Annotated in this window: 24 protein-coding genes and 1 tRNA gene; 23 read left to right on the top strand and 2 right to left on the bottom strand. The window is 52.7% G+C overall.

Translation table 11 applies throughout. The annotated features are described in order from the left end of the window. Positions 1–412: 412 nt before the first annotated feature. The 16 genes from TC41_RS11305 to TC41_RS11240 all read left to right on the top strand — a co-directional run bounded on the left by TC41_RS11305 (position 413) and on the right by TC41_RS11240 (position 14,032). Positions 413–1,165: a hypothetical protein gene (locus TC41_RS11305; protein ID WP_014465183.1), complete on the top strand. Its 753-nt coding sequence runs from the start codon at positions 413–415 to the stop codon at positions 1,163–1,165. Further along, positions 1,152–2,153 (top strand): type ISP restriction/modification enzyme, encoded by a 1,002-nt coding sequence (locus TC41_RS17085; RefSeq protein ID WP_374952854.1) that lies wholly within the window; start codon positions 1,152–1,154, stop codon positions 2,151–2,153. Before TC41_RS11305 ends, TC41_RS17085 begins: the two co-directional genes overlap by 14 nt. Next, positions 2,134–3,018, top strand: coding sequence for a type ISP restriction/modification enzyme (locus TC41_RS16305; protein WP_041695881.1), 885 nt, complete (start codon positions 2,134–2,136; stop codon positions 3,016–3,018). The genes TC41_RS17085 and TC41_RS16305 overlap by 20 nt, the downstream gene beginning before the upstream one ends. 39 nt (positions 3,019–3,057) lie before the next feature. After that, positions 3,058–3,687 (top strand): sigma-70 family RNA polymerase sigma factor, encoded by a 630-nt coding sequence (locus TC41_RS11295; RefSeq protein ID WP_014465180.1) that lies wholly within the window; start codon positions 3,058–3,060, stop codon positions 3,685–3,687. 714 nt (positions 3,688–4,401) lie between these two features. After that, positions 4,402–4,474, top strand: a tRNA-Thr gene (locus tag TC41_RS11290). A gap of 388 nt (positions 4,475–4,862) precedes the next feature. Further along, the gene (locus TC41_RS15955) at positions 4,863–5,249 is read left to right on the top strand and encodes a gamma-glutamylcyclotransferase family protein (protein ID WP_014465179.1); all 387 of its coding nucleotides are present in this window, start codon (positions 4,863–4,865) and stop codon (positions 5,247–5,249) included. A 530-nt stretch (positions 5,250–5,779) separates the two neighbouring features. Continuing rightward, complete coding sequence (locus TC41_RS11280; protein ID WP_014465178.1) at positions 5,780–5,977, top strand: hypothetical protein; 198 nt, start codon at positions 5,780–5,782, stop codon at positions 5,975–5,977. Between the two features lie 48 nt (positions 5,978–6,025). After that, positions 6,026–7,294: a ParB/RepB/Spo0J family partition protein gene (locus TC41_RS11275; RefSeq protein WP_014465177.1), complete on the top strand. Its 1,269-nt coding sequence runs from the start codon at positions 6,026–6,028 to the stop codon at positions 7,292–7,294. After that, a complete protein-coding gene (locus tag TC41_RS11270) occupies positions 7,294–7,884 on the top strand; it encodes a hypothetical protein (protein ID WP_012810525.1) in 591 nt (196 codons plus the stop codon). The genes TC41_RS11275 and TC41_RS11270 overlap by 1 nt, the downstream gene beginning before the upstream one ends. A gap of 73 nt (positions 7,885–7,957) precedes the next feature. Next, positions 7,958–9,187, top strand: coding sequence for a DNA cytosine methyltransferase (locus TC41_RS11265; protein ID WP_014465176.1), 1,230 nt, complete (start codon positions 7,958–7,960; stop codon positions 9,185–9,187). Positions 9,188–9,205: 18 nt separating this feature from the next. Beyond that, a complete protein-coding gene (locus TC41_RS15950) occupies positions 9,206–10,330 on the top strand; it encodes a Druantia anti-phage system protein DruA (RefSeq protein ID WP_014465175.1) in 1,125 nt (374 codons plus the stop codon). A gap of 135 nt (positions 10,331–10,465) precedes the next feature. Then, complete coding sequence (locus tag TC41_RS15945; RefSeq protein WP_158306742.1) at positions 10,466–10,696, top strand: hypothetical protein; 231 nt, start codon at positions 10,466–10,468, stop codon at positions 10,694–10,696. 277 nt (positions 10,697–10,973) lie between these two features. Next, positions 10,974–12,281, top strand: coding sequence for a ParB N-terminal domain-containing protein (locus TC41_RS11255; RefSeq protein ID WP_014465173.1), 1,308 nt, complete (start codon positions 10,974–10,976; stop codon positions 12,279–12,281). Positions 12,282–12,388: 107 nt separating this feature from the next. Further along, positions 12,389–12,700 (top strand): helix-turn-helix domain-containing protein, encoded by a 312-nt coding sequence (locus TC41_RS11250; RefSeq protein ID WP_041695383.1) that lies wholly within the window; start codon positions 12,389–12,391, stop codon positions 12,698–12,700. Next, complete coding sequence (locus TC41_RS11245; RefSeq protein WP_158306741.1) at positions 12,664–13,512, top strand: ImmA/IrrE family metallo-endopeptidase; 849 nt, start codon at positions 12,664–12,666, stop codon at positions 13,510–13,512. Before TC41_RS11250 ends, TC41_RS11245 begins: the two co-directional genes overlap by 37 nt. Further along, positions 13,493–14,032, top strand: coding sequence for a hypothetical protein (locus tag TC41_RS11240; protein ID WP_158306740.1), 540 nt, complete (start codon positions 13,493–13,495; stop codon positions 14,030–14,032). The genes TC41_RS11245 and TC41_RS11240 overlap by 20 nt, the downstream gene beginning before the upstream one ends. A gap of 47 nt (positions 14,033–14,079) precedes the next feature. Here TC41_RS11240 and TC41_RS11235 read toward each other — a convergent pair whose 3' ends face one another. Both TC41_RS11235 and TC41_RS11230 read right to left on the bottom strand, forming a co-directional pair. Then, positions 14,080–14,490: a type II toxin-antitoxin system HicB family antitoxin gene (locus TC41_RS11235; RefSeq protein WP_014465170.1), complete on the bottom strand. Its 411-nt coding sequence runs from the start codon at positions 14,488–14,490 to the stop codon at positions 14,080–14,082. Between the two features lie 12 nt (positions 14,491–14,502). Then, positions 14,503–14,730 (bottom strand): type II toxin-antitoxin system HicA family toxin, encoded by a 228-nt coding sequence (locus TC41_RS11230; protein ID WP_445595378.1) that lies wholly within the window; start codon positions 14,728–14,730, stop codon positions 14,503–14,505. A gap of 97 nt (positions 14,731–14,827) precedes the next feature. Here TC41_RS11230 and TC41_RS11225 point away from each other — a divergent pair, with 97 nt between their 5' ends. From TC41_RS11225 to TC41_RS11200, 7 genes are all read left to right on the top strand, one after another. Further along, positions 14,828–16,192: a ParB N-terminal domain-containing protein gene (locus TC41_RS11225; RefSeq protein WP_014465168.1), complete on the top strand. Its 1,365-nt coding sequence runs from the start codon at positions 14,828–14,830 to the stop codon at positions 16,190–16,192. Between the two features lie 100 nt (positions 16,193–16,292). Further along, entirely contained in the window at positions 16,293–16,766 is a 474-nt protein-coding gene (locus TC41_RS11220; protein WP_014465167.1) for a hypothetical protein, read from the top strand. A 34-nt stretch (positions 16,767–16,800) separates the two neighbouring features. Next, positions 16,801–17,280 (top strand): hypothetical protein, encoded by a 480-nt coding sequence (locus TC41_RS11215; protein WP_014465166.1) that lies wholly within the window; start codon positions 16,801–16,803, stop codon positions 17,278–17,280. A gap of 77 nt (positions 17,281–17,357) precedes the next feature. Further along, positions 17,358–17,462 carry a putative holin-like toxin gene (locus TC41_RS15935; RefSeq protein WP_081462277.1) on the top strand — a complete coding sequence of 35 codons (105 nt, stop codon included), beginning with the start codon at positions 17,358–17,360 and terminating at the stop codon, positions 17,460–17,462. 206 nt (positions 17,463–17,668) lie between these two features. Beyond that, complete coding sequence (locus tag TC41_RS15930) at positions 17,669–18,721, top strand: ParA family protein (protein WP_014465165.1); 1,053 nt, start codon at positions 17,669–17,671, stop codon at positions 18,719–18,721. A 115-nt stretch (positions 18,722–18,836) separates the two neighbouring features. Then, complete coding sequence (locus tag TC41_RS11205; RefSeq protein ID WP_049784365.1) at positions 18,837–19,259, top strand: hypothetical protein; 423 nt, start codon at positions 18,837–18,839, stop codon at positions 19,257–19,259. Next, positions 19,253–19,786, top strand: a complete 534-nt coding sequence (locus TC41_RS11200) for a site-2 protease family protein (RefSeq protein WP_014465163.1) — start codon at positions 19,253–19,255, stop codon at positions 19,784–19,786. The genes TC41_RS11205 and TC41_RS11200 overlap by 7 nt, the downstream gene beginning before the upstream one ends. Positions 19,787–19,975: the final 189 nt, after the last annotated feature.

Genomic DNA, 19,975 nt, shown 5'->3' with positions numbered 1-19,975 from the left:
GCAGGGTAGATGTGATCCAAGCGATCGGTCGAGTTGTGCGTAAGCCGCCGCATCGCCCCAACAAGGTCGGAACAATTTTGGTCCCGATCGTTTTGAATGTTGATAGGTTGGAACCTAATGCACCGATTTCTGAAGAGCAGATTGAAGCACTCTTGCTGCCGCAAGAAGAGAACTTCCGTACTCTTGTCCAAATCATTAACGCGCTTCGCGCCATCGATACTGCGGTGGATGTATATATTCGTGAGTTGTTGTCTCCGCATGAGGGTAGCAACCGCGAACCGTCAAATACGGTTCAAATAAGATTTGACCTTGGGTTACCACAAGAGCTTGAAGAACAGATCCGAAAGACGATTACGACGCGCTTGGTGGCACCGGCTAACAACCGTTCGTATTTGGTGTCTTTGCTGCGACTGTGGAGGAAGTTGCGCGACGCCTGCGGACACAACTTGATACGATTTTGGGTGCACTTCCGATCGAGCATTATCAGGAAGCTCAGGCTGCTTTTCAGAATTACGTTACGGCACTGCGGGAAGTTCTACATCCCAACATTTCTGAAGAGGATGCTAAGGATTTCCTTGTTCAGCATTGGATCATGGCACCGGTGTTTTCGTCGTTGTTTCCCGGTGACGATCTCACGGAAACTCCAGTCGCGAGGTCCTTCGAGCAAGTCACCGAGGCTTTTCGCGCCTTTTTAGACCGCGAGCGACACGTGCTAGAGGAGTTTTATGTAAGTGTTCGTATTCGCGCACAGGGCATTCGCACTCCCGAGGAACGACAAGATTTCTTGCGTCTGTTATTTGAAATGCTGTTCAAGGCCGTCTTTCCGAAAGCAGCGAGTCGTTTGGGGATTGTTTACACGCCGGTTGAGCTCGTGAATTTTCTTCTGAAGAGCGTCGATGTCGTGTTGCAAAAGCACTTTGGAAAGACCACGGCTTCGTCAGGCGTGACGATCATTGACCCATTTGCGGGCACTGGAACGTTCCCTGCTCTGATGTTGCAACGCTGGGATAAGGAGACGATACTTCGGAAGTTACAGGCCAGAGAGTTTTGGGCGAACGATGTTCAATTGTTTGCCTATTACATGCTTCTGACGAACCTGCGTTGGACGATTCGAGAAATGACCGGCGAAGACCCCCGGCTGGAATCTGCCAGTGCTGTGGGTTGACTCATTCCAACTTCAAGAGGAGCACGGATCTTGGAGTACGCAGTTTTTCGCTGACGATTACACTGAGTTGATGCGTACTCAACGTGATGCTTCGATTACGGTTGTGGTGGGAAATCCGCCTTGGCGTTCAAGACAAAGAGATGAAAACGACGCTAACCAAAATCTGCAATACGAACGGTTGGATGAGAGAATTCGAAGCACGTTTGCGGCTGAAACGTCTTCAAGAAATAGGAACAGCCTCTATGACGCTTATATCCGAGCAATTCGCTGGGCAATGGACCGAGTGGGGAATCAAGGCGTGGTCGCGTTCGTGACCAACGCTGGCTGGATCGACGGCAATGCCATGGACGGGATGCGCAAGGAACTCGCAAACGAGTGTGCGGCGATTTATCTAATCAATCTTCGCGGAAATGCTAGAACGCAAGGCGAACTCAGGAGACGGGAGGGTGATAATGTATTTTCTCAAGGGAGTCGTGCTGCCGTATGCCTCGTTGTGCTGGTGAAAGACGACTCCCACGTTGGGCCCGCAGAGATTTTCTATCACGACATTGGTGACTATCTAAGCCGTGAAGAGAAACTCGCGAAAGTCAAGGCGTTCGGAGATGTACAAGGTGTACCATGGACTCGCATCACACCTAATGAAGCAGGGGATTGGATTCATCAACGGTCAGATGAATTCGTGTCGCTTATGCCGCTTGGTGGAGAGCAAGCAGAAAGTGAGCATCGAATATTTAACATTCGTTCAAGGGGTGTGGCAACCAGTCGTGACGCATGGGTGTACAATTTTTCTCATGAAACGGTCGCGAATAATATGCAGAGAATGATTGCGGTATACAACAGTCAGGTTAGGAGAGGTATCAACGAACAACTAAACGACCCCAGCCAAATTAGTTGGAGCCGTGGCTTGCGGCGTGATGCTACACGGGGGGGCGATTCATGGGTTTCGGCCGGATGCGATTCGAATTGCGTTGTACCGTCCGTTCTCTAAGCGCTGGTTGTATTTTGATCGCGCTTTTAACGATATGATCTACCAACAACTGCGTCTTTTCCCGCGTCCAGATGCGGAGAACAAGGTGATTATTCTACAAGCACCCGGAGATAATCGGAACTTCACATGTTTGGTGACGGATGAATTGCCAGATCTTCATGTAGTAGGGACCACTCAATGTTTTCCGCTTTACGTATATGATGGGGAAGACGGCGATGTGGAGGTTCAGGTTGCGCTTGATTTGATTGCTCCAAAAGACTATGCAATCACGGATGAAACACTTAGAGCATTTCAAGAGCAATATGGGGACACCTCCATTACAAAGGAAGATATTTTCTATTACGTCTATGGCGTGCTTCACGCATCAGACTATCGTGAACGCTTTGCTTCGGATTTGCGCCGTGAACTACCGCGAATTCCGTTTGCATCAGATTTCTGGGCATTCAGTCAAGCTGGTCGCAAGCTTGCGGAGTTGCACATAGGCTACGAGAAGGTTGACCCTTTTCCATTGGAAGAGAGTATTTCATCAAATGCACCAGAGGATCCTTGGGAACGTTACCGTGTAAAAAAGATGAGGTTTGCTAGGGACAAGAGAGACTTGGTTGTCAACGAGTGGATAACGCTTCGTGGAATTCCGGAAGAAGCGTTCCACTATCAGGTGAATGGACGGTCGCCGATTGAATGGATTGTGGAGCAGTATCAAATCAAGCGAGATCGAGCAAGCGGGATCGTGAATGATCCGAACGCCTGGGCTCGTGAGACGGCTCAAGATCCTCGGTACATTGTGGACTTGGTGAAACGAGCAGTGCGTGTGGCGGTGGAGACGCTAAAGGTCATTCGTCAATTGCCGCCAGCATTAGAATAAAACTGCCCTGCACCGCCCCCACTGTTGGGGGCGATTCTTATGGACACGTTGGTGCTTGCAGCAAAATCCGGTGACCAAGACGCTTTCATGGCGCTTTATCAAGAATTTCGCGACAGACTGCGCCGCTGGGCGCATGGATATTGGATCCCCGGAGCAGAACGCGACGACGTGATGCAGCACGCTCTGATTGGGTTTTGGAAAGCGGTGCGTGGGTACGACGGGCAAACGCCGTTCCTGGCTTTCGCCAAGATGTGCGTCAAGCGAGAACTCGTCACCGTGCTCAAGATGGCGCGGCGGCAAAAGCACTTCTGGCATCTGACGGCTCTGTCGCTCGACGCGGAGTGCCCATGGATCGAGGACTCGGAGCGCACGGTGCTGGACGTGTTCGTTGATCGTACGGCACCGAGTGTGGACGATATGGTGTTTGGGCCACCGCAAAGTGCGGGTCCAGAGGAACTCGTGGCATGGGCAGAGCGGCATTGGGGGCTGAGATTGACGGAGCTCGAACGCGCGGTGTGGCGGTTGCGGCTCGAGGGGCATTCATACGTGGAGATCCAGCGTATCTTACAGTGCGGGTATAAAACGGTGGACAATGCGGTGCAGCGGTTGCGGAAAAAAGCGAGAAAGGCAATCGCGAGAAGTCGCGAGCCCAATGCAGTTCTGGCCTGAGAGAGGTCACGGATCTATGGGACTTCGTTTTGTGACGACATGGACCGCAGCGCTCGTTTTCGGCGCGCTGATGGTGGGAATCGCGGTTCGGTTGCAGTTGACGTATCAGGACATACGATACACAAGATACACACCGTATGTATTTGGAATAGTGGTTTTCTGGTATCCGATCGTTGGAGTCAAGTTGTTGTGGCGGGAGCAAAACATGCAGCGTCGCCAACGCGGGGCGTTGTGTGTGCGATGGGTGCTCTGGTGCTATCGATATTTGTCGATCACGGTGGACGCAGCTTGTCGTTGGCTCCAAGATCCTACCCAAGGTGTAGCGCGTGTTTATGATGTATGGAGGCAATTGGTAATCAGTGCCTAAGAGTGGACCATAAAAGTTGACATCGATTGCACAGTGTCCCTATAGTCTCTGTCCAACAGATGTGCTATAATTAGGTTTGCCTAGGTCAAGATCATCTCTGGAGTTTTCCAGAGACGCGCGCGTTGCTCATCGCACGACGTTGGTCATTCCTCTGCGATGGGCTGGGCTCAGGCGTCCGGCCGGCTCCGGTCTCCCAACCTCCGCCGGCCGTCCGCCTGGGCTTCGCTCATGCTTTCGGAGTTTCCGCAGTTATGTTCAGACCCTGCTACGTGTCGTTCGAGGTCAATCTCCTGCAAGGGGACGGTTTGTTTTGGTCCGGTGTTTCGCGAGCATCGGGCCTTTATCATGCCCACGTAGCTCAACAGGCAGAGCAGCCGCCTTGTAAGCGGCCGGTTGCAGGTTCGAGTCCTGTCGCGGGCTTAGCCTGTAGACGCATATGGATTTGTGTGGTACGATAATCATGAACATAGCAGGAGGGTTAACCCCTCCTGCGAGGTCGATGTGGCTTCCCCGCCTTTGGATTGCGGCCCAGGCGGGGTTCGCCATGTAAGACCCGAATGATGTCCGCGATGGCATAACCCACACGGGCTAGCCCCACAGAATCACTCCGAGCACACAGGCGATTCCGTGCAGCATCCCTCTCACCCCCTTCCCACGAAGGGGGTGCCCAAGAGAGGTTTCCCTCCCAGTACAAGCCTATCACGAACACTCAATGTTTTCAATATAATTTGGATAGCTTGTCTTCTTGACCCATAGAAAGGTTTATATTAGAATTTAAGCTAGAATGTGTTTGGGGAGGAATGTGCATATGCACACGCATACGTTCTTTGTGTACGGAACCTTGCGAAAAGATCAGCCGAATCGCACGGTAGTCGAGCCGTATTTGGTCAGCGAACTTGGTATGGGGCAAATTCGCGGCGCGATGTACGACTGGGGCGCGTTTCCTGCGGTGACGTTGGAAGAAGACGGCGTGGTCGTCGGCGAGTGGGTGAAGGTCACGGAGGAAGGGCTCAAGGCACTGGATCGGCTGGAGGGATACCCACAGCTTTATGACCGCGTGATCGTCAAGGATTTGGCGAATGGGTTGCGGGGTTGGGTGTACTGCGTGCCAAAGCAGAAGGTTAACGGCAACGCGCGCGTGGAGAGCGGGGACTGGGTGGTGTATCAGGCGAACAGGTTGGTGGCGCGGAGATAAGTGGGCAACAGATACGTCGCCGACGACTCGGGGGGTTGTAATTTTCCGCACGCTCGCGCAGGCCCAAGGCGGAAACAGTTTGAGGTTTTTGTCCTGCGCGCGCCGCCCAGATAGGGGGCGATGGTGCGATGGGCTTGGCGTTTGTCTTGTGTTGGAGCGCAGTGTGTGTACTTGCCGCCCTTGTGGTCGGCACGATGATACGACTCTACGAGGAGACGCGACGGTTCTACAGCTTAAGGCTTGTGCCTTCCGTGCTCTTCCGGGCGTTGGTGGTGTATCCGTATGTCGGTGCACGTCTCATATGGTGTGATACGAGCTTGTCTCGGCGAAAGCGTATCGTGCTTGCGCTGCGGTGGGCGTTTTGGTGTGTCCGGAATCTCCCAATCGTGATCGGTTGTTCCTGTCGCGACATGGGAGAATCGCGGTGTGTTGATGACCGGCTCTTGGAAGTTTGGCGAACGGTCATCGCGGTACAGCAACGCGGCGTTTTGTCGTGCAATCCCCCTCAAGTAGAGAGGGGGTTTTTCTATGTGCGAATCCGATTAGAGGCACTGCGGGACTACGACGAGCAGCACGTGGACTATATCGACGCTTATATTGCCGTCAAGGAAAAGCATAGCGGGAGTTCGGATGTGCTGACTTGGAATCAGAAGCATTTCAGGCGATTAGGTGTGCGTTCCATCACGCCGGGCGAGTATCTGCGAACTGCCAGCGGGACTTCGAAGTAAAAGTACAATTTGCCCTGCAAACACCCCTCCAGTAGGAGGGGATTTTTTATGAGCACGATCCATGTCGACAGGCTCAAACCGCATCCCAGGAACGCCGAATACTTCACCGACATTGCCGGAGAGAAGTATGAGGAGTTGAAGCGGAGCATCGCGACGCACGGCATCCGCGATCCACTCAAAATTTTGCCGGATGGGACCATCATCGCAGGCCATCAGCGATTCCGAATCGCGAGGGAACTCGGGATCGAGCAAGTGCCCGTTGTGATCTACGACGTAAGCCAAGTGGAGGCCGAATACCTGCTGATCGCGGACAACGAGGAACGCCGGGGCGAGGACAACGACCCGATCAGGAAGGCGAAGCGGGCGAAGTTCCTCAAGGAGTATTGGGGAGTACACCGCGGCGTCAATCAGTATTCGAGGGTTAACCAAAATGGTGAATCCCCCAAGACGAGCAAGGACATCGCAGAGGCTGTGGGAACGGATGCTGCGCACTTACCGAGATTGCTGAAGCTTAACGATCTGATTCCAGAACTCCAAACTCTCGTGTCCGCAAGCAAACTCGGCACAACCGCCGCAGAACAGCTTGCCCATCTGACGCCCGATGAGCAACGCGCGTTATTTCAAGCCTTTGGCGAGGCCATTGGCGAGCGCACGGTTGCAGAAGCAAAGGAGATCCGTCGTCAGATCGAAGAGGAACGTCGTTTGCGGGAAGCTGCAGAAAAGCGGGTACGCGAACTGGAAGGCTCGCTTCAGCGACTTACCCGCGAAATTGAAGCGGCAAAAGACGAACCCGCTGCGCTTCGAGCGGCGCTGGAGGACACGCAGCGCGAGTTGGAACAGGCGCGGCGGGAACTGGCTGAGCGGCCGCGCATCGAGGTTGTGTCAGAGGAGATCAAGCGGGCGCTCGACGATCTGCGTAAGCAGAATGACGAACTGAAAGCGTCACTCGCGGAGCAGGAACGTCTTGCAGACAAGCTTCGCAAAGAGAAGGCCGCCGCGTTGGAAGCCAAACGTCAGGCGGAGGACGAGGCGATCAAGGAACGCCTTGCGCGCCAGCGATTGGAGAAGACCTTCGAGTCGGCGGGGAATTCCGAAGCGAGCTATGCCGCGCTGCGTAATCTCGAATCCAAGCTGTACGAGGTGCGTCAAGACGTCGCGGGCATGCTTGCGGTTTGGGAACCGGAATCCGTCTCAGACGAAGTTCGGGATCACTTTGTGTCCGTGCTCTATGTGACTGCTGAGGCGTTGACGAACCTTGCGAAGAAGTGCGAAGGCGTCAAGTCGAACAATGTCCTGATGTTCCGGAGGGACCGCTGATGGGCGCTTACGATTTCTACGAGCAGGAACGTCGTCTCGAAGCGCGAGCTGCGGGACGATTTGCCATGCGTACGTTGTCGGAACTCACAGGCCGTGTCGTGCCCCAAGGGATTCTTAATCAGTTAGCCAAGATGGTCTGGCGCGAGACCAACGCGTTCCTCGAAGACGGCGCAGTTGAGCCGTCCCTTCGGTTTGTTGAGAGCGACATTGTTCCGGCGGTCTTGCGGAGAATCGAGATGCTGGGATCGAAGTCCAAGACGGCTCAGTTTGCGAACGAACACCCGGACGAGACCAAGGTGGCTGTGATGGCGTTGGCAGAACGAGCCATGTCGCTGCAGAAAATCTCCAGGGGGTGTTTTTTCGACATTGGATTTGCCGTCGCGACGATTCGATACGAGTTGGACCGGGAGCTCTATGGTTTGGTGGTGCCTGCCGTCAAAGCGGTGATGGCGAAAGTTTCGAATGTCGACGAAGAGACCGTCCTGGTAGTGTTACGCGAAGAGATCAGCCGCGTCCTTCGAGAACGAATCGAGGCGCGGATGTGGACATTGGCGAATCTGGACGATGGGCAACATCGCGTAGCGCAATGAGGAAGCCGCCCTGCCGGCGTGGTGGGGCGGCTTTTTTGTCATGCAATCGCCTCTCAGTTGAGGAGGCGATTGCATGACGAAGCTCCGCATTGAGGACATTCGCGTAGACGAGCGTATCCGCCAGGATTACGGTGACCTTCGCGAGAGGTCAGTTGAACTTTTTGCTGGAGCCGGTGGCCTAGCGATGGGAATATCTAATGCCGGATTTCGGCATGTAGGATTATACGAGTGGGACCGAGACGCATGTGACACCATTCGTCTCAATAAAGAGAGAAACGTGGCTCAGGTACAAAATTGGCCGATTCATCAATGCGACGTGAGAGATGTCGATTTCACCCAATATCAAGGCATCGACCTTCTAGCTGGAGGCCCGCCGTGTCAGCCGTTTTCATTGGGCGGAAAACACCGTGGCTTTAAGGATCATCGGAATATGTTTCCGGAAATGATCAGGGCCGTTCGGGAAATTCAACCGAAAGTCGTCTTAATCGAAAATGTGAAAGGATTGCTTCGGGATACCTTCGCAAAGTATTTCGAATACATACTTCTTCAACTTTCTTATCCGGAAATTGCCTCCAAGGAAAACGAAGACTGGACGGATCACTTATCTCGATTGGAACGGCATCATACCAAAGGACATCACGAGGGTCTTACATACCATGTGGTATTTCGCTTGCTTAACGCTGCCGATTACGGGGTGCCGCAAAAGAGGGAACGGGTGTTTATCGTCGGTTTTCGAAGCGATTTGAATATCGAATGGTCTTTTCCTGAACCCACGCATTCCTTCGACGCTCTCTTGTACGATCAATGGGTCACTGGAGATTATTGGGAACGACATCGAGTGGCGAAAAAGCATCGCCCTGAAATGCCCGACAAACTTAAGAAGAGAATCGAACGTCTTCGAGGAGGGTTGGGATTAGTACAGGGGGCACCTTGGATGACGGTACGCGATGCCATTTCCGATCTTCCAGACCCGGAAAACGAATACGATAACGTCATACCTGATCATCGCTTCAACCCAGGAGCTCGCATCTATCCGGGTCACACCGGGAGTCCGCTCGACGAGCCAGCGAAAACACTTAAAGCCGGGGATCACGGTGTTCCCGGAGGAGAAAACATGCTTGTGAAACCGGATGGTAGCGTACGTTACTTTACGGTTCGTGAGAGCGCACGCCTACAGACTTTCCCGGACGAATACCATTTCAGCGGGTCCTGGACGGAAAGCATGCGCCAATTGGGGAACGCAGTTCCGGTGAGGTTGGCCACTTTTATCGTCAAAGATATAAAAAAGTGCCTTTCCCATTAGGGGAGGTGTTTCTGGAGAATGACAGAAGTTGAGAAACAAGTTCTTAGGCGAAAAATTCTTGATGTTCTTCGAAGACAGGGCTTTTACTGGGATGGAAGAAGACTTTATTTTTGTGCGTCGGACAAAAATGCCTTACGTGCATTGCATGCCAAGGCTTGCGCTTACAACATTGAACGAGCAAAGCGAAATCTTCAGCGACATGAAGATGAGTTGCTTGGCTGGATTGCTAACGGGAATGAGATAAATCCAGCCATTATTACCCCAACGTTGATAGAAGTCAAACCGGATACAGTGGAAGAACTTCTATTTCGCTACGTGCGTCTTCATTGGAGTATACCTGTATCTGCTGGGTATGGCAGGCGACTGAGATTTCTTGTTTGGGATGCAGCACACGACCGACTGATAGGGATCTTCGGGTTATGTGACCCTGTCTTTGCACTAGCTGACCGAGACCAGTGGATCGGATGGTCGAAAGAACAGCGTCGGCTTCGGCTGGCAAATGTGATGGATGCTTTCGTGTTAGGAGCCGTACCACCGTACAACCATCTTTTAGGAGGCAAATTGGTTGCGTTAGCAGTGGTTAGCAACGAGGTACGTGAAGTATTCGAGCGTCGATATGCAAATCGCATCACGCGTATTAGCAAAAAGTTAACCGGGCCGCTTGTCTTGGTCACGACTACATCCGCCCTTGGTAAATCGTCTATTTATAATCGCGTAAAATACCGAGATCTTCTTGTGATGCACTCGGTCGGATTTACGAGCGGATCCGGCGAATTTCCTTACATCAACGGTTTATATAAGGAGATCATAACGATTGTAGAACAGACGTATGCGCCAACAGCCAAACACAAAGATTGGGGATCCGGTTTTCGAAATAGACGTGAAGTGATTCTGAAAGCACTGAAAATACTCGAATTACCACAGACTCTAATATATCATGGCGTTGCTAGGGAAATTTTTGTGGCTCCCTTAGCCAAGAACGCACCTGAGTTTCTACGAGGCGAAACAGATGTTATAGATTTCTTTGATTTTCCTTTCTCAGATCTCGCTAGTTGGTGGAAGGAACGATGGGCACTGCCGCGTGCATCGCGCGATAACCGTTTTCAGTTGTTCAGGAAAGAGACATGGCGACTATGGAATTAGGTGGAATATCTACAATCTCACCGTTGGTATATTCTATCACTCTGTCCGCGCATTCTCCTTCCCATGCGCGAAGCGACAGGCGGTGGAGGTTCATAAAACACTCTTAATACGTAGGACAAAACCCGGTGAGGAGGCATGCTCGATATGGACAACACCCAAAAGTCAACAAACGGGAAGTCGACCAACGGAAACACGCGCAAGCCAAATACCCATAATCAACGGAAACGTAGCGACCGATTTGACCTGCTTGATCCGACGAATCCGGCCAGTCCACTCAGCCCGCTCAATCCAGCGAATCCGGCCAGTCCACTCAGCCCGCTCAATCCAGCGAATCCGTTGAGCACGTTTCATTCGGGCAATTGTTGATGTGGAGAGAGGTGCCCCCCCTGCGCATACATTGCCGCGAAAGCGCGACACAGCAAGTGTCCGACGGTCTTGACTTGGAACCAGAAGCACTTTCGTCGGTTACAGGTTGGTCACGTTGCGCCAGGCGAATTCCTGCGCTCGTTTAAATGATCTACGCCGTTCTGCAAAGGATGCAGGGCGGTTTTTGTCCTTCGCCAGGCGCAGGCTGTACAATCGCTACTGATTTGGTCCGGTCTTTGTCCTGCATCCCACCCTCAAGGTGAGGAGGTCGAACGATATGAGCGAGATGAGCATCCACCGTCTGAAGCCCCACCCGAAGAATGCGGAGTACTACGCGGACCTGACGGGTGAGAAGTACGAAGAGCTGAGGCGTAGCATTGAGGCCCACGGGATCCGGGATCCGCTGAAGGTGTTGCCGGATGGGACGATTATCGCGGGTCACCAGCGCTGGCGCGTTGCGAAAGAGCTTGGGTTGGAGCGCGTGCCTGTTGTGATTTACGACATTTCGGAGCAAGAGGCGGAGTACTTGTTGATTGCTGATAACGAGGAGCGACGCGGAGAAGACCGCGATCCAATGCGAAAGGCCAGAAGGGCGAAGTTTTTGGCGGAGTATTGGAAGATCAGGCGGGGAGGAGAGAGAAAGAACGTTTCGGATTCCGAAGGAGCAAACCGCCAAAATGGCGGTTTGAAAACGATCAAGGATGTTGCCGAAGCGATTGGCGAGCCTCAACGTTCGACAGAACGGTTACTCAAGTTGAACGACCTCATCCCAGAGCTACAGTATCTCGTCTCTTCCGGCAAACTCGGCACCACCGCCGCTGAGCAATTGGCTTATTTGAGTCCCGAAATTCAGCGCAGCCTCTACAAGGCCTTGGGTGACGAAATTGCCTCGCGCACCGTGGCGGAGACGAAGGAACTGCGTAAGCGACTCGAAGAGGCCGAACAACGGGATCGCGAGACGGCCAGGTTGCAGCAGGAATTGGCGACGCTGCGCGAACGCGGACGCGATGAGGATCTGGCGCGCATTGCGGAGTTGGAATCAGAGATCCGGCGATTGCAGAACCGGCCCGCCGAGCGTGTCGAGGTGGTGCCCGATGCGGTGCTACGCGAAATCGAGGACTGGAAACGCCGAGCGGTCGAAATCGACCGGGAGCGGCAGGCGCTTGAGGAAAAATACGAATCGCTGAAGGTGGTCTTGCAACAACACCAGGAGCGCATCGAACGACTCAAAGCGGAGAACACAAGGCTCAAGGAAGGTGCCGAACTCGCACAGCCCCGGGTGGCTTCGACGGCGAAGACCGTGGATCCTGAGTGGCAGCGCATCGAGCGCGAGAAAGAATCGTTCCACGAACTCATGCAGGCATATCGAACGCTGCACAAGATCGTCAGTGCGGCAGCGGATTTCATCTTTGTTTCAGACGAGGAGGCCGAAGCGTTTATCCAGAAGTTGATGTGCGAGTATCCGCAAAAGGCGGAGACCTGGCAGTCTGAGGCCCTGGTTCTCCGGCAAGCGGCGATGGCGATGGAGCGTTTGGCAAACAGCTTAGAGCTTCAGTATACGAAGTTAAGGCTTGTCAAATCGTAATGCACGAGCGGGTTCCGTTCTTGGATATAGGGTGTAAAATAAAATTTACATTCGGTATCCAGAATGAGATGGAGAGCGTATAATTCTTAGAAAGGGGAGGGAGAGATGTGACGCCAGAAATTGTTGCAAAGAACATCGAAAGAATTCGTGTGGAACGGAACATCAGCGTTGATCAACTTGCGAAGGTCGTCGGTGTGACCAGACCGACGATGTACAAATATCTACGGGGTGAACAACCGATTGATAGTGCAAAGCTGGTAAAGATTTGCGGTGCTTTAGGCGTTTCTGTACGGCAGATTTTTTCAGAAGAAAATGAAGGGGTGTCGTTCCTTTTCGGGCCGACAATCCACGGGAGAACTNTACGCAAGAAGTACGGCGTGCCTTGCTTGAACGGCTTGATGAGTATTGGAGTGTTGTAGAAGCTTTGGGCGAGGATCGTGTGATTATGGTACCTCCAAGTTATCGATTGGAGCGGAAGCCAGGGGCACTGAATTCCTGGATCAAGGCTCAAATCCAAGACATCGCCGATCGGACTCGTAGTGTATTGGGGCTAGAGGGTTATGTGGGGCAACTCATCTTTCAAATGCTTGAAGACTGGCATATCCATGTTCTTGCATGGAAGTTAGACCATTCATTTGACGGATTTTCTGCCTATAGTGAGCGGCGAGGCGCCTTCATCATCATCAATGACGATCGTTCTATTTCAGAGGAGCGCAAAATCTTCAGTGCGGCACATGAGTTGGGACACCTTCTCTTTCATCGCGATCAGTATCGGGGAGAGGGAGTCGTATACGCCAAATCCCGCGGGAATCTGGATGAAAGAATCGCAAATCAGTTTGCGAGTTACTTCCTGATCCCTCGAAATCGTCTAGACGAGTGCAAAATAGTCATAAAACGTTCACGCAACAAGTTGCGCGACGTGATCCAATTGAAACACGAGTTCGGTGTTAGTGTGCAAGCCTTGCTTTATGCACTACACGACGAGGGAGTTCTGAATGGACCTGAATATGGATATTTGAGAAAGGAGTTGGAGAAAAGATACGGAGTTCAAGAGCCTCACCCGATGCCTTATGTAGAAAAGAACCGTCGTGTAATGCGCATGTTGCAACAACTCCATGCCGAAGAGGGCGTTAGTGCATCAAAGGTAGCGGCTGTGCTGGGTATCTCGCATGACGAAGCTGCTCGGTTGCTTGCTGAATGGGAAAGGGAAGATGATGGCAGTGAATTCTGAGGACGTCTACGGCACACCTGCCATCATCGACAACAGCGTTCTCAACGAATTTGCCGCCCTCGGTGCTGTGAAACTACTGAAACTCGTTTTTGCTCCTGTGTACATGGCTGAAAATATGATTCGAGACGAGGTTCGATTTCCAAATGCTGAAGCTGCTTTTGACGAGTTGGCACCCATTCATATTGCACTTGACACTGAACATGGATTACGTTGTTGGTCAGAAATTATGACCAAGCGAAAGGTGCTAAGCCGTTACGATGCCGAAGTCATTGCCCTCGCCATCGAACGATCACTGGTTTGTTGTACGAGTGACAGGGCTATGATGAAGACTTGCGATATCTATCAAGTTCGGCGAATCGGAACACTTGGCGTCTTGGCATGCGCCTATCAGCACGGGCATGTCAATGAGGGAACGTTCAGGTCGTTGGTGGACAAACTGTTTTCTCTTCCTAACGCAAGATACAGTGAATCGACGAAGCAGGGATTTAAGTCTTCATTTCCAGAGATTTTTGGTGAATAATGCGTGCTGGATGTGAAGATGATAAGCCGCCCAGTTGGGCGGCTTGTTCAACGATGATCCAAAATTCCCAAACGTTCTTTCACGACTTCTTGGAGCAGTTGTGAGAAGTTGATTCCAGCCTGTTGTGCGGCCTCCTTCAACCAGCGAGGCATGGTGACCATCGTGTTGACCGATTGCTGCGCCATTTCATTGCGAACAAGATCCATCCACGCCTCGACAGGAACCAAAAATGCGCCTGGAGGTGTCGTGATGGATTCGGGCTTGCTCGGAGTCGGAATGTCGTCTCCGTCTTGCTCCATCCCCCAGAGATGGAGTTCAAGCGCTTCACGCGCGTTGGCTGCGGCTTCCTCAAAGGAGTCTCCTTCCGTAATGCAACCAGGAAGATCGGGAAACGTGACCGTATAGCCCTCACTTTCGTCGTCGGGTTCAAACACAGCGAAGTACATGCGCTTATCCATGAGCGAGCCTCCCTATGAGGTCGGTGGTTCGATTCCGGCTTGTTTCAAGATGCTAAGGAGAGTTTTCCTCTTGTAATCCTTGGTTGGATGAATCACGGTGACTTTTCCGGGTTTCGTTGGATGCTTGTATTGATAGTGATCCCCGCGCACCGCAACAAGAAACCAGCCGTCTTCTTCGAGCATGCGAATGACCTCGCGAGATGAGTACGATTTCACGGGGGGGATCACCTCATGGAGCATGGTACATTGGTTACTGACCAATGTCAATCGGCGTTGTTCGCTTGATCAGCGTTGTGTTTTGTCGTGCAGTTGACGCATCGATGAGGAGGCGATCCACATGAACCTGATCCACATCGACAAACTGAGACCCCACCCAAAGAACGCGGAGTATTATGTCGATCTCACGGGCGAGAAGTACGAGGAACTGAAGCGCAGCATCGAGGTCCATGGCATTCGAGACCCACTGAAGATCCTGCCCGACGGCACTATCCTGGCTGGACACCAACGGTATCGCATCGCGAAGGAGCTCGGAATTGAACAGGTGCCGGTGGCGATTTACGACGTTTCGCCTGAAGAGGCGGAGTATCTTTTGATCGCCGATAACGAGGAGAGACGCGGCGAGGACAATGACCCGATGCGGAAAGCGAGAAGGGCAAAGTTTTTGGCGGAGTATTGGGGCATTCGCCGAGGAGGGGCGAGAAGAGTTGTTTCGGGGGGCGAAGGAGCAAAGGGACAATTTGTCCCTTTGAAATCGATCGAGGATGTAGGAGAACAGATTGGTGAGGATGTGCGTACCACAAAGCGGTTACTCAAACTAAACGATCTCATCCCCGAACTCCAAGCACTGGTCTCTTCCGGCAAACTCGGCACCAGCGCAGCCGAGCAGTTGGCGTACCTGAGTCCAGAGATCCAGCGCAGCTTGTACGAAGCTCTTGGTGAGGAGATCGCGAACCGCACGTTTGCCGAGACCAAAGAGTTGCGGCGTCGCCTCGAAGAGGCCGAACGCCGTGATCAGGAAACAGCGCGCTTGCAGGCGGAGCTCGCGAAATTGCGCGAGCAGGGGCGCGAAGAAGACCGCGTGCGAATTGAGGAGCTGGAGAATCGCATACGGGAGCTCCAAGAGCAGAGTGGTCAGGTTGCGACACTCCGGCGCGAGTTGGATGCTTTGCAGCGGCAGGGGCGTGAAGAGGATCGAGCTCGGATTGAGGAACTGGAGCGGCAAATCGAGGATCTGCGAAATCGACCTGTCGAATATGTCGAAGTGGTGCCTGACGCTGTGAAGCAAGAGATCGAGGCGTGGAAGCGGCGGGCGGTGGAGATTGAACAACAGAAACGAGAGCTTGAGTCGAAGTATCAAGCCACCGAACAGTTGCTGGCGCGTTATGAGCAAAAGATCCAGGAGCTGCGCCAAGGCGCGCCGGTCGTACAACTCCAAGTGCCGCCTGCGCTGCAAAAGATCGAAGATGAGCACGAGGCGCGTGTTCAACGTCGCAAACTCTATACGAAACTGGAACGCGCGGTCATGGACATTTGGACGGTCTGTCATCAAACGGGCGGCGAGGTGGACTGGGTTGTGGACGAGTTCTATCGACAGCAACGAGTCGGGCCAAACGGCATGGACGGGTTTGAGGAAGTCAGCGCGTTTATGGCCAAAATCGTCGACGCGCTCCACGCCACTCAGCGACCGAGGCTGTTGAAATGACACGTGGGACATATCGGCGGCGTTCCCGATGTCATCGGGATCGTCGCCGTTTTGTTTTGTCCTGCAACTCCCCATCTGGTGAAAGGGGTGTGATCGCCAGATGGCGCAAGCACAAGAGCAAATGCTGGTGTATCCGATGGAGATGTTGCAGGAGTTGTCGTATCGCATCACCTTCACCGACAAGAAGACCGGGAAGCAGAATCGCGATCTCGTGGAGCCGTATGCACGCAGAGTGTTCACGCCCGAGAAGGGATGGAACGCATTTTACAATGACTACTACTGCACAGCGCTGCGCAGGATACGTGTTTTAGGTCGAAAGGTTCGGGCGATGGTACCGTATCGGCAACAAGGCGCGAAGTTCGCGCACGCGACTTTGCCGTTTGCCGACTTGGAGACGTTGGTCAAGCAAAAGCAGTATTTGGAAACCATGATCGCGGCCTTCATGGACGAAGCGAAATACATCGACGATCTGATTGCCTATCAAGTCCAGCACGGCAAGCCCGCGGGCGTGTTGGTGGACGGCAGGATTGCGGATTTGCTGGATGGGCAACAACCCTTCTCGCTGACGATGTAAACCGTGGTCGGAGGGATGAAGAATGATCAGAGATATGGAGTCGGTCATTCTGGAATTCCATCAAAAGGCGTATGAGTTGGTGCGAGCGCATGCCGATGCCACCGAAGAGGAGATCACCAAACTTGGGGAGCCTCTCGCAGACGAATACTTCCGAAAACTGATGGATGCGGATCCGCTGGCCCGCTATGCGCAATTGGAGTATACGCGAAGCTTGGCCGAACAGGCGCGAGTCGAGCTCGAATATGTTGTGTGGTACTTGGAGAACAAGGATCGCATCCCTTCGGATGTGGAGCCGTTGTACACCGATTTTCTTGCGATGTTTGAAGAACGCGGATGGGATTTGCCGCAAGCTCGGCGGTTGTTAGAGGAGCTGGAGACTCAGATTGACGAGATCGATGTGGAAATTCGACGTCTTCTGGATGCGCATAACGAACAACTTACGCGAATGCTTTTCGATGACCGCGCCTACGAGTTTGTCACGAAAATGCCGAAGAAGAGGAACACTCTGGTTTAACTATTCGTAAAATGGTAAACTAAGGTTGGCATCAACCTTTGGGGGCACCCCCTGCCCGAAAGGGAGGGGGTGGGGCCATGAGCGTAGCCGAAGAGCTGTCGCTGATGATCCAATTCGGGTCATTTGTCGTCACACTGTTGACGCTCGTCGTGGCATTGGTCACCTTGCTGAAACACAAGTGACCGCCCCCTGAGGTTCGCGCCGATGGGGCGGTACGTGATCTGGCAAGCTCGGCACCAGCGCCGCCGAGCAGTTGGCGTGCCTCTATAAGGAGCGATTGATTTTTGGTGTTTCGTGTTCTCCATTTGATAATATGGAAGCTAAGAAGGAAAGAATGTTGGATGGGAAGAATGTTGGGTTGGAAGAATGGAATCGGAGGGATGCATAGATGGCAGATCCATTGGAAGTGGTTTTGAGCCGGTATGAGGACTACACCAGCGGTCAGAACGGTCGAGTGAATATTCCGTCGTTTCGTCGCTACGTCATCACCAATTTTCGTGGAGGCGTAGGAAAGACGTCGTTGACATTTAATTTGGGATATGAACTGGCACTGCGTCAGATGAAGGTCTTGTTTGTCGATGCTTGTCCGCAGATGAATCTATCTGAGATTCTTTTGCGCGATAATGTTTCTGTGGGACCAGATTTATATGGTGCCCTTATCTCGGAAATCATGCCTACAGGACAAACTCCATCGCAAGTCGGAATGGCAGCACGGGTTGGGGGGACTTGCCCGGCGTTCGCGGGACATGATGCTTATCTTTTGAAAGGGTCAACGGAATTGTACCTGTTTGCCGGGACGCTTCATTCGCAGTTGAGCACAGCGGCATCGTTAATGCATTCGCAGGCTTCTTCGGTCATCCGCCATATCCTTCTTTCATTGTCTCGGATCGCGGAGCGTGAGGAAGTGGCACATGAGATCGATCGTGTCCTTTTTGACACAAGCCCATTTTTTAACGGCGCAACGCAATTAAGCTGGATGGCGGCAGATGCACTCATTGTGCCGATTCGAGTGGATCATGCATCCATTGTGGGATTGAGCCTTGTGTTTCGAATGCTCAATGACCCTTCAATGGATTTGATTAAGTACATGCGAATGAGCGGCATCGAAAACTTGCCCAAGATCCATTCCATCGTGGTGACGCATGCGAACTGGTCACGTCGCAAACGGTTTGAACCCGATGCGGCAACGAGGCACTTCTTAAACGCAGCGCTACAACTTGCCATGCAGTATCCGTCGCTATTCGGTACCGGACGTCCAGAGGATCATGTGTTTTTGTTGGATGATTTTCTTTCTGCAGGGAAAATAAGCGGTGAGCGAAGCATTCCAATTTGCGAGTTGCAACCAGGGCAACAGTTTTCGATTCGTGGGCAAAAGCTTAATGTAAATGAGTCGGTAGAACGATATAAAAATCAACTTAAGTTTTTGGCGGCGACGTTGTAATTGACCAAAACTGAGAAGGCTGTCCGTGCTGCCCCGCTTCGGCGGGCTTTCTTTTTGCCTTGCATGACGCTATGGAGTGGAGACCTAAAAGCAATCATAAGGAGGAGGCTCGAACTTGAGAGCGAAAATGGAACTGTGGTACATGGCGCTTGGAGGTATTTGGGTCGTCGGACATTTTGTCCATCTGAGCGTCTGGGGGCGAGTGTTGTGCGGTTTGGCGTATCTATTTTTGTCGTGGCTGTTCTTTTTGTCGGTGCGCGTCAATAATTTGGATCGCACAGATCCGCGCGGTGTCTTGGATGTACTGGGTCCCTACGGCATGTTCTTTCTCTCGCTGGCGATTGCTCCGAGCATCCCTGTGGCAGCTCTGATTCCGATTTATTTCGTTTGGGGCTGGATCAGCACGTCCTATGCGGGACACTTGGCGTTCGAAAAGAAGGGCGGTAATGAGTTAGAGATTCTGGCGGTGGTCGTGTTCCCACACGTGGTGGTGTGGGAAGATTTCCATCTGGAGGATTTGGGGAAGAAGGCATGTTAAGCGGGATTTTGTGCGTGTTGGCTGGCATTTTGCACACGTTTCTCTGCACCTTCCCTCGAACGCTTGTCGGCTGGATTGTGGCGTCAGCAACAGTGTGGCCGCAGTTATATGTTCGGATCATGATCCACGAATTCGGCCATTACGTGATGCGGCGGGTGTTTGGCGTGCCCACAGAGCGAGTAATATTCGGCAGCGGCAAGAGAGCCCTGCGAATCGGGCGTTTTGAGTTTCGGCCACTTCCCATGGGCGGATACAACCTTCCGTATACGTATTGCTCGGAGATCTCCGTAAAGAAGAAAATCTGGGTGTATCGTGCGGGCATGTTGGCGAATTTTCTCACGATGTGGTTGTGGATCCGGAATCCGTTCTGGGTGCTCATCAACCTGTGGGCAATCTGGACGGATTCGCGTGTCACCGTGCAACAGGAGACGGGATACGTTTCCGACGGCGCGTGGATTGCGTTGCTTCGGGGGAGGTTTCGGTTGCCGGAGGGGGTCGATCCCTGTAAAATGCCGCCAATGGTTTGAGATAAGGGGCTCTTGAAATCGCCCGCTTTGGCGGGTTTTGTTTGTCCTCATTGATGGTTGCAAGGAACGCGAATCGTAGCTAATTTGGAATTGCATACAAGAGATAGAGGAGTGGTTTCGTGTTCGTTGCACCTACGATGGACAGCCTACCGCCACCGTATGCCGCTGTGCGCAGTGTTTCTGCTGTCT

The sequence above is a fragment of the Alicyclobacillus acidocaldarius subsp. acidocaldarius Tc-4-1 genome (assembly GCF_000219875.1).
Taxonomy (GTDB): domain Bacteria; phylum Bacillota; class Bacilli; order Alicyclobacillales; family Alicyclobacillaceae; genus Alicyclobacillus; species Alicyclobacillus acidocaldarius_A.
This window is presented reverse-complemented; position numbering and strand designations above follow the sequence as displayed.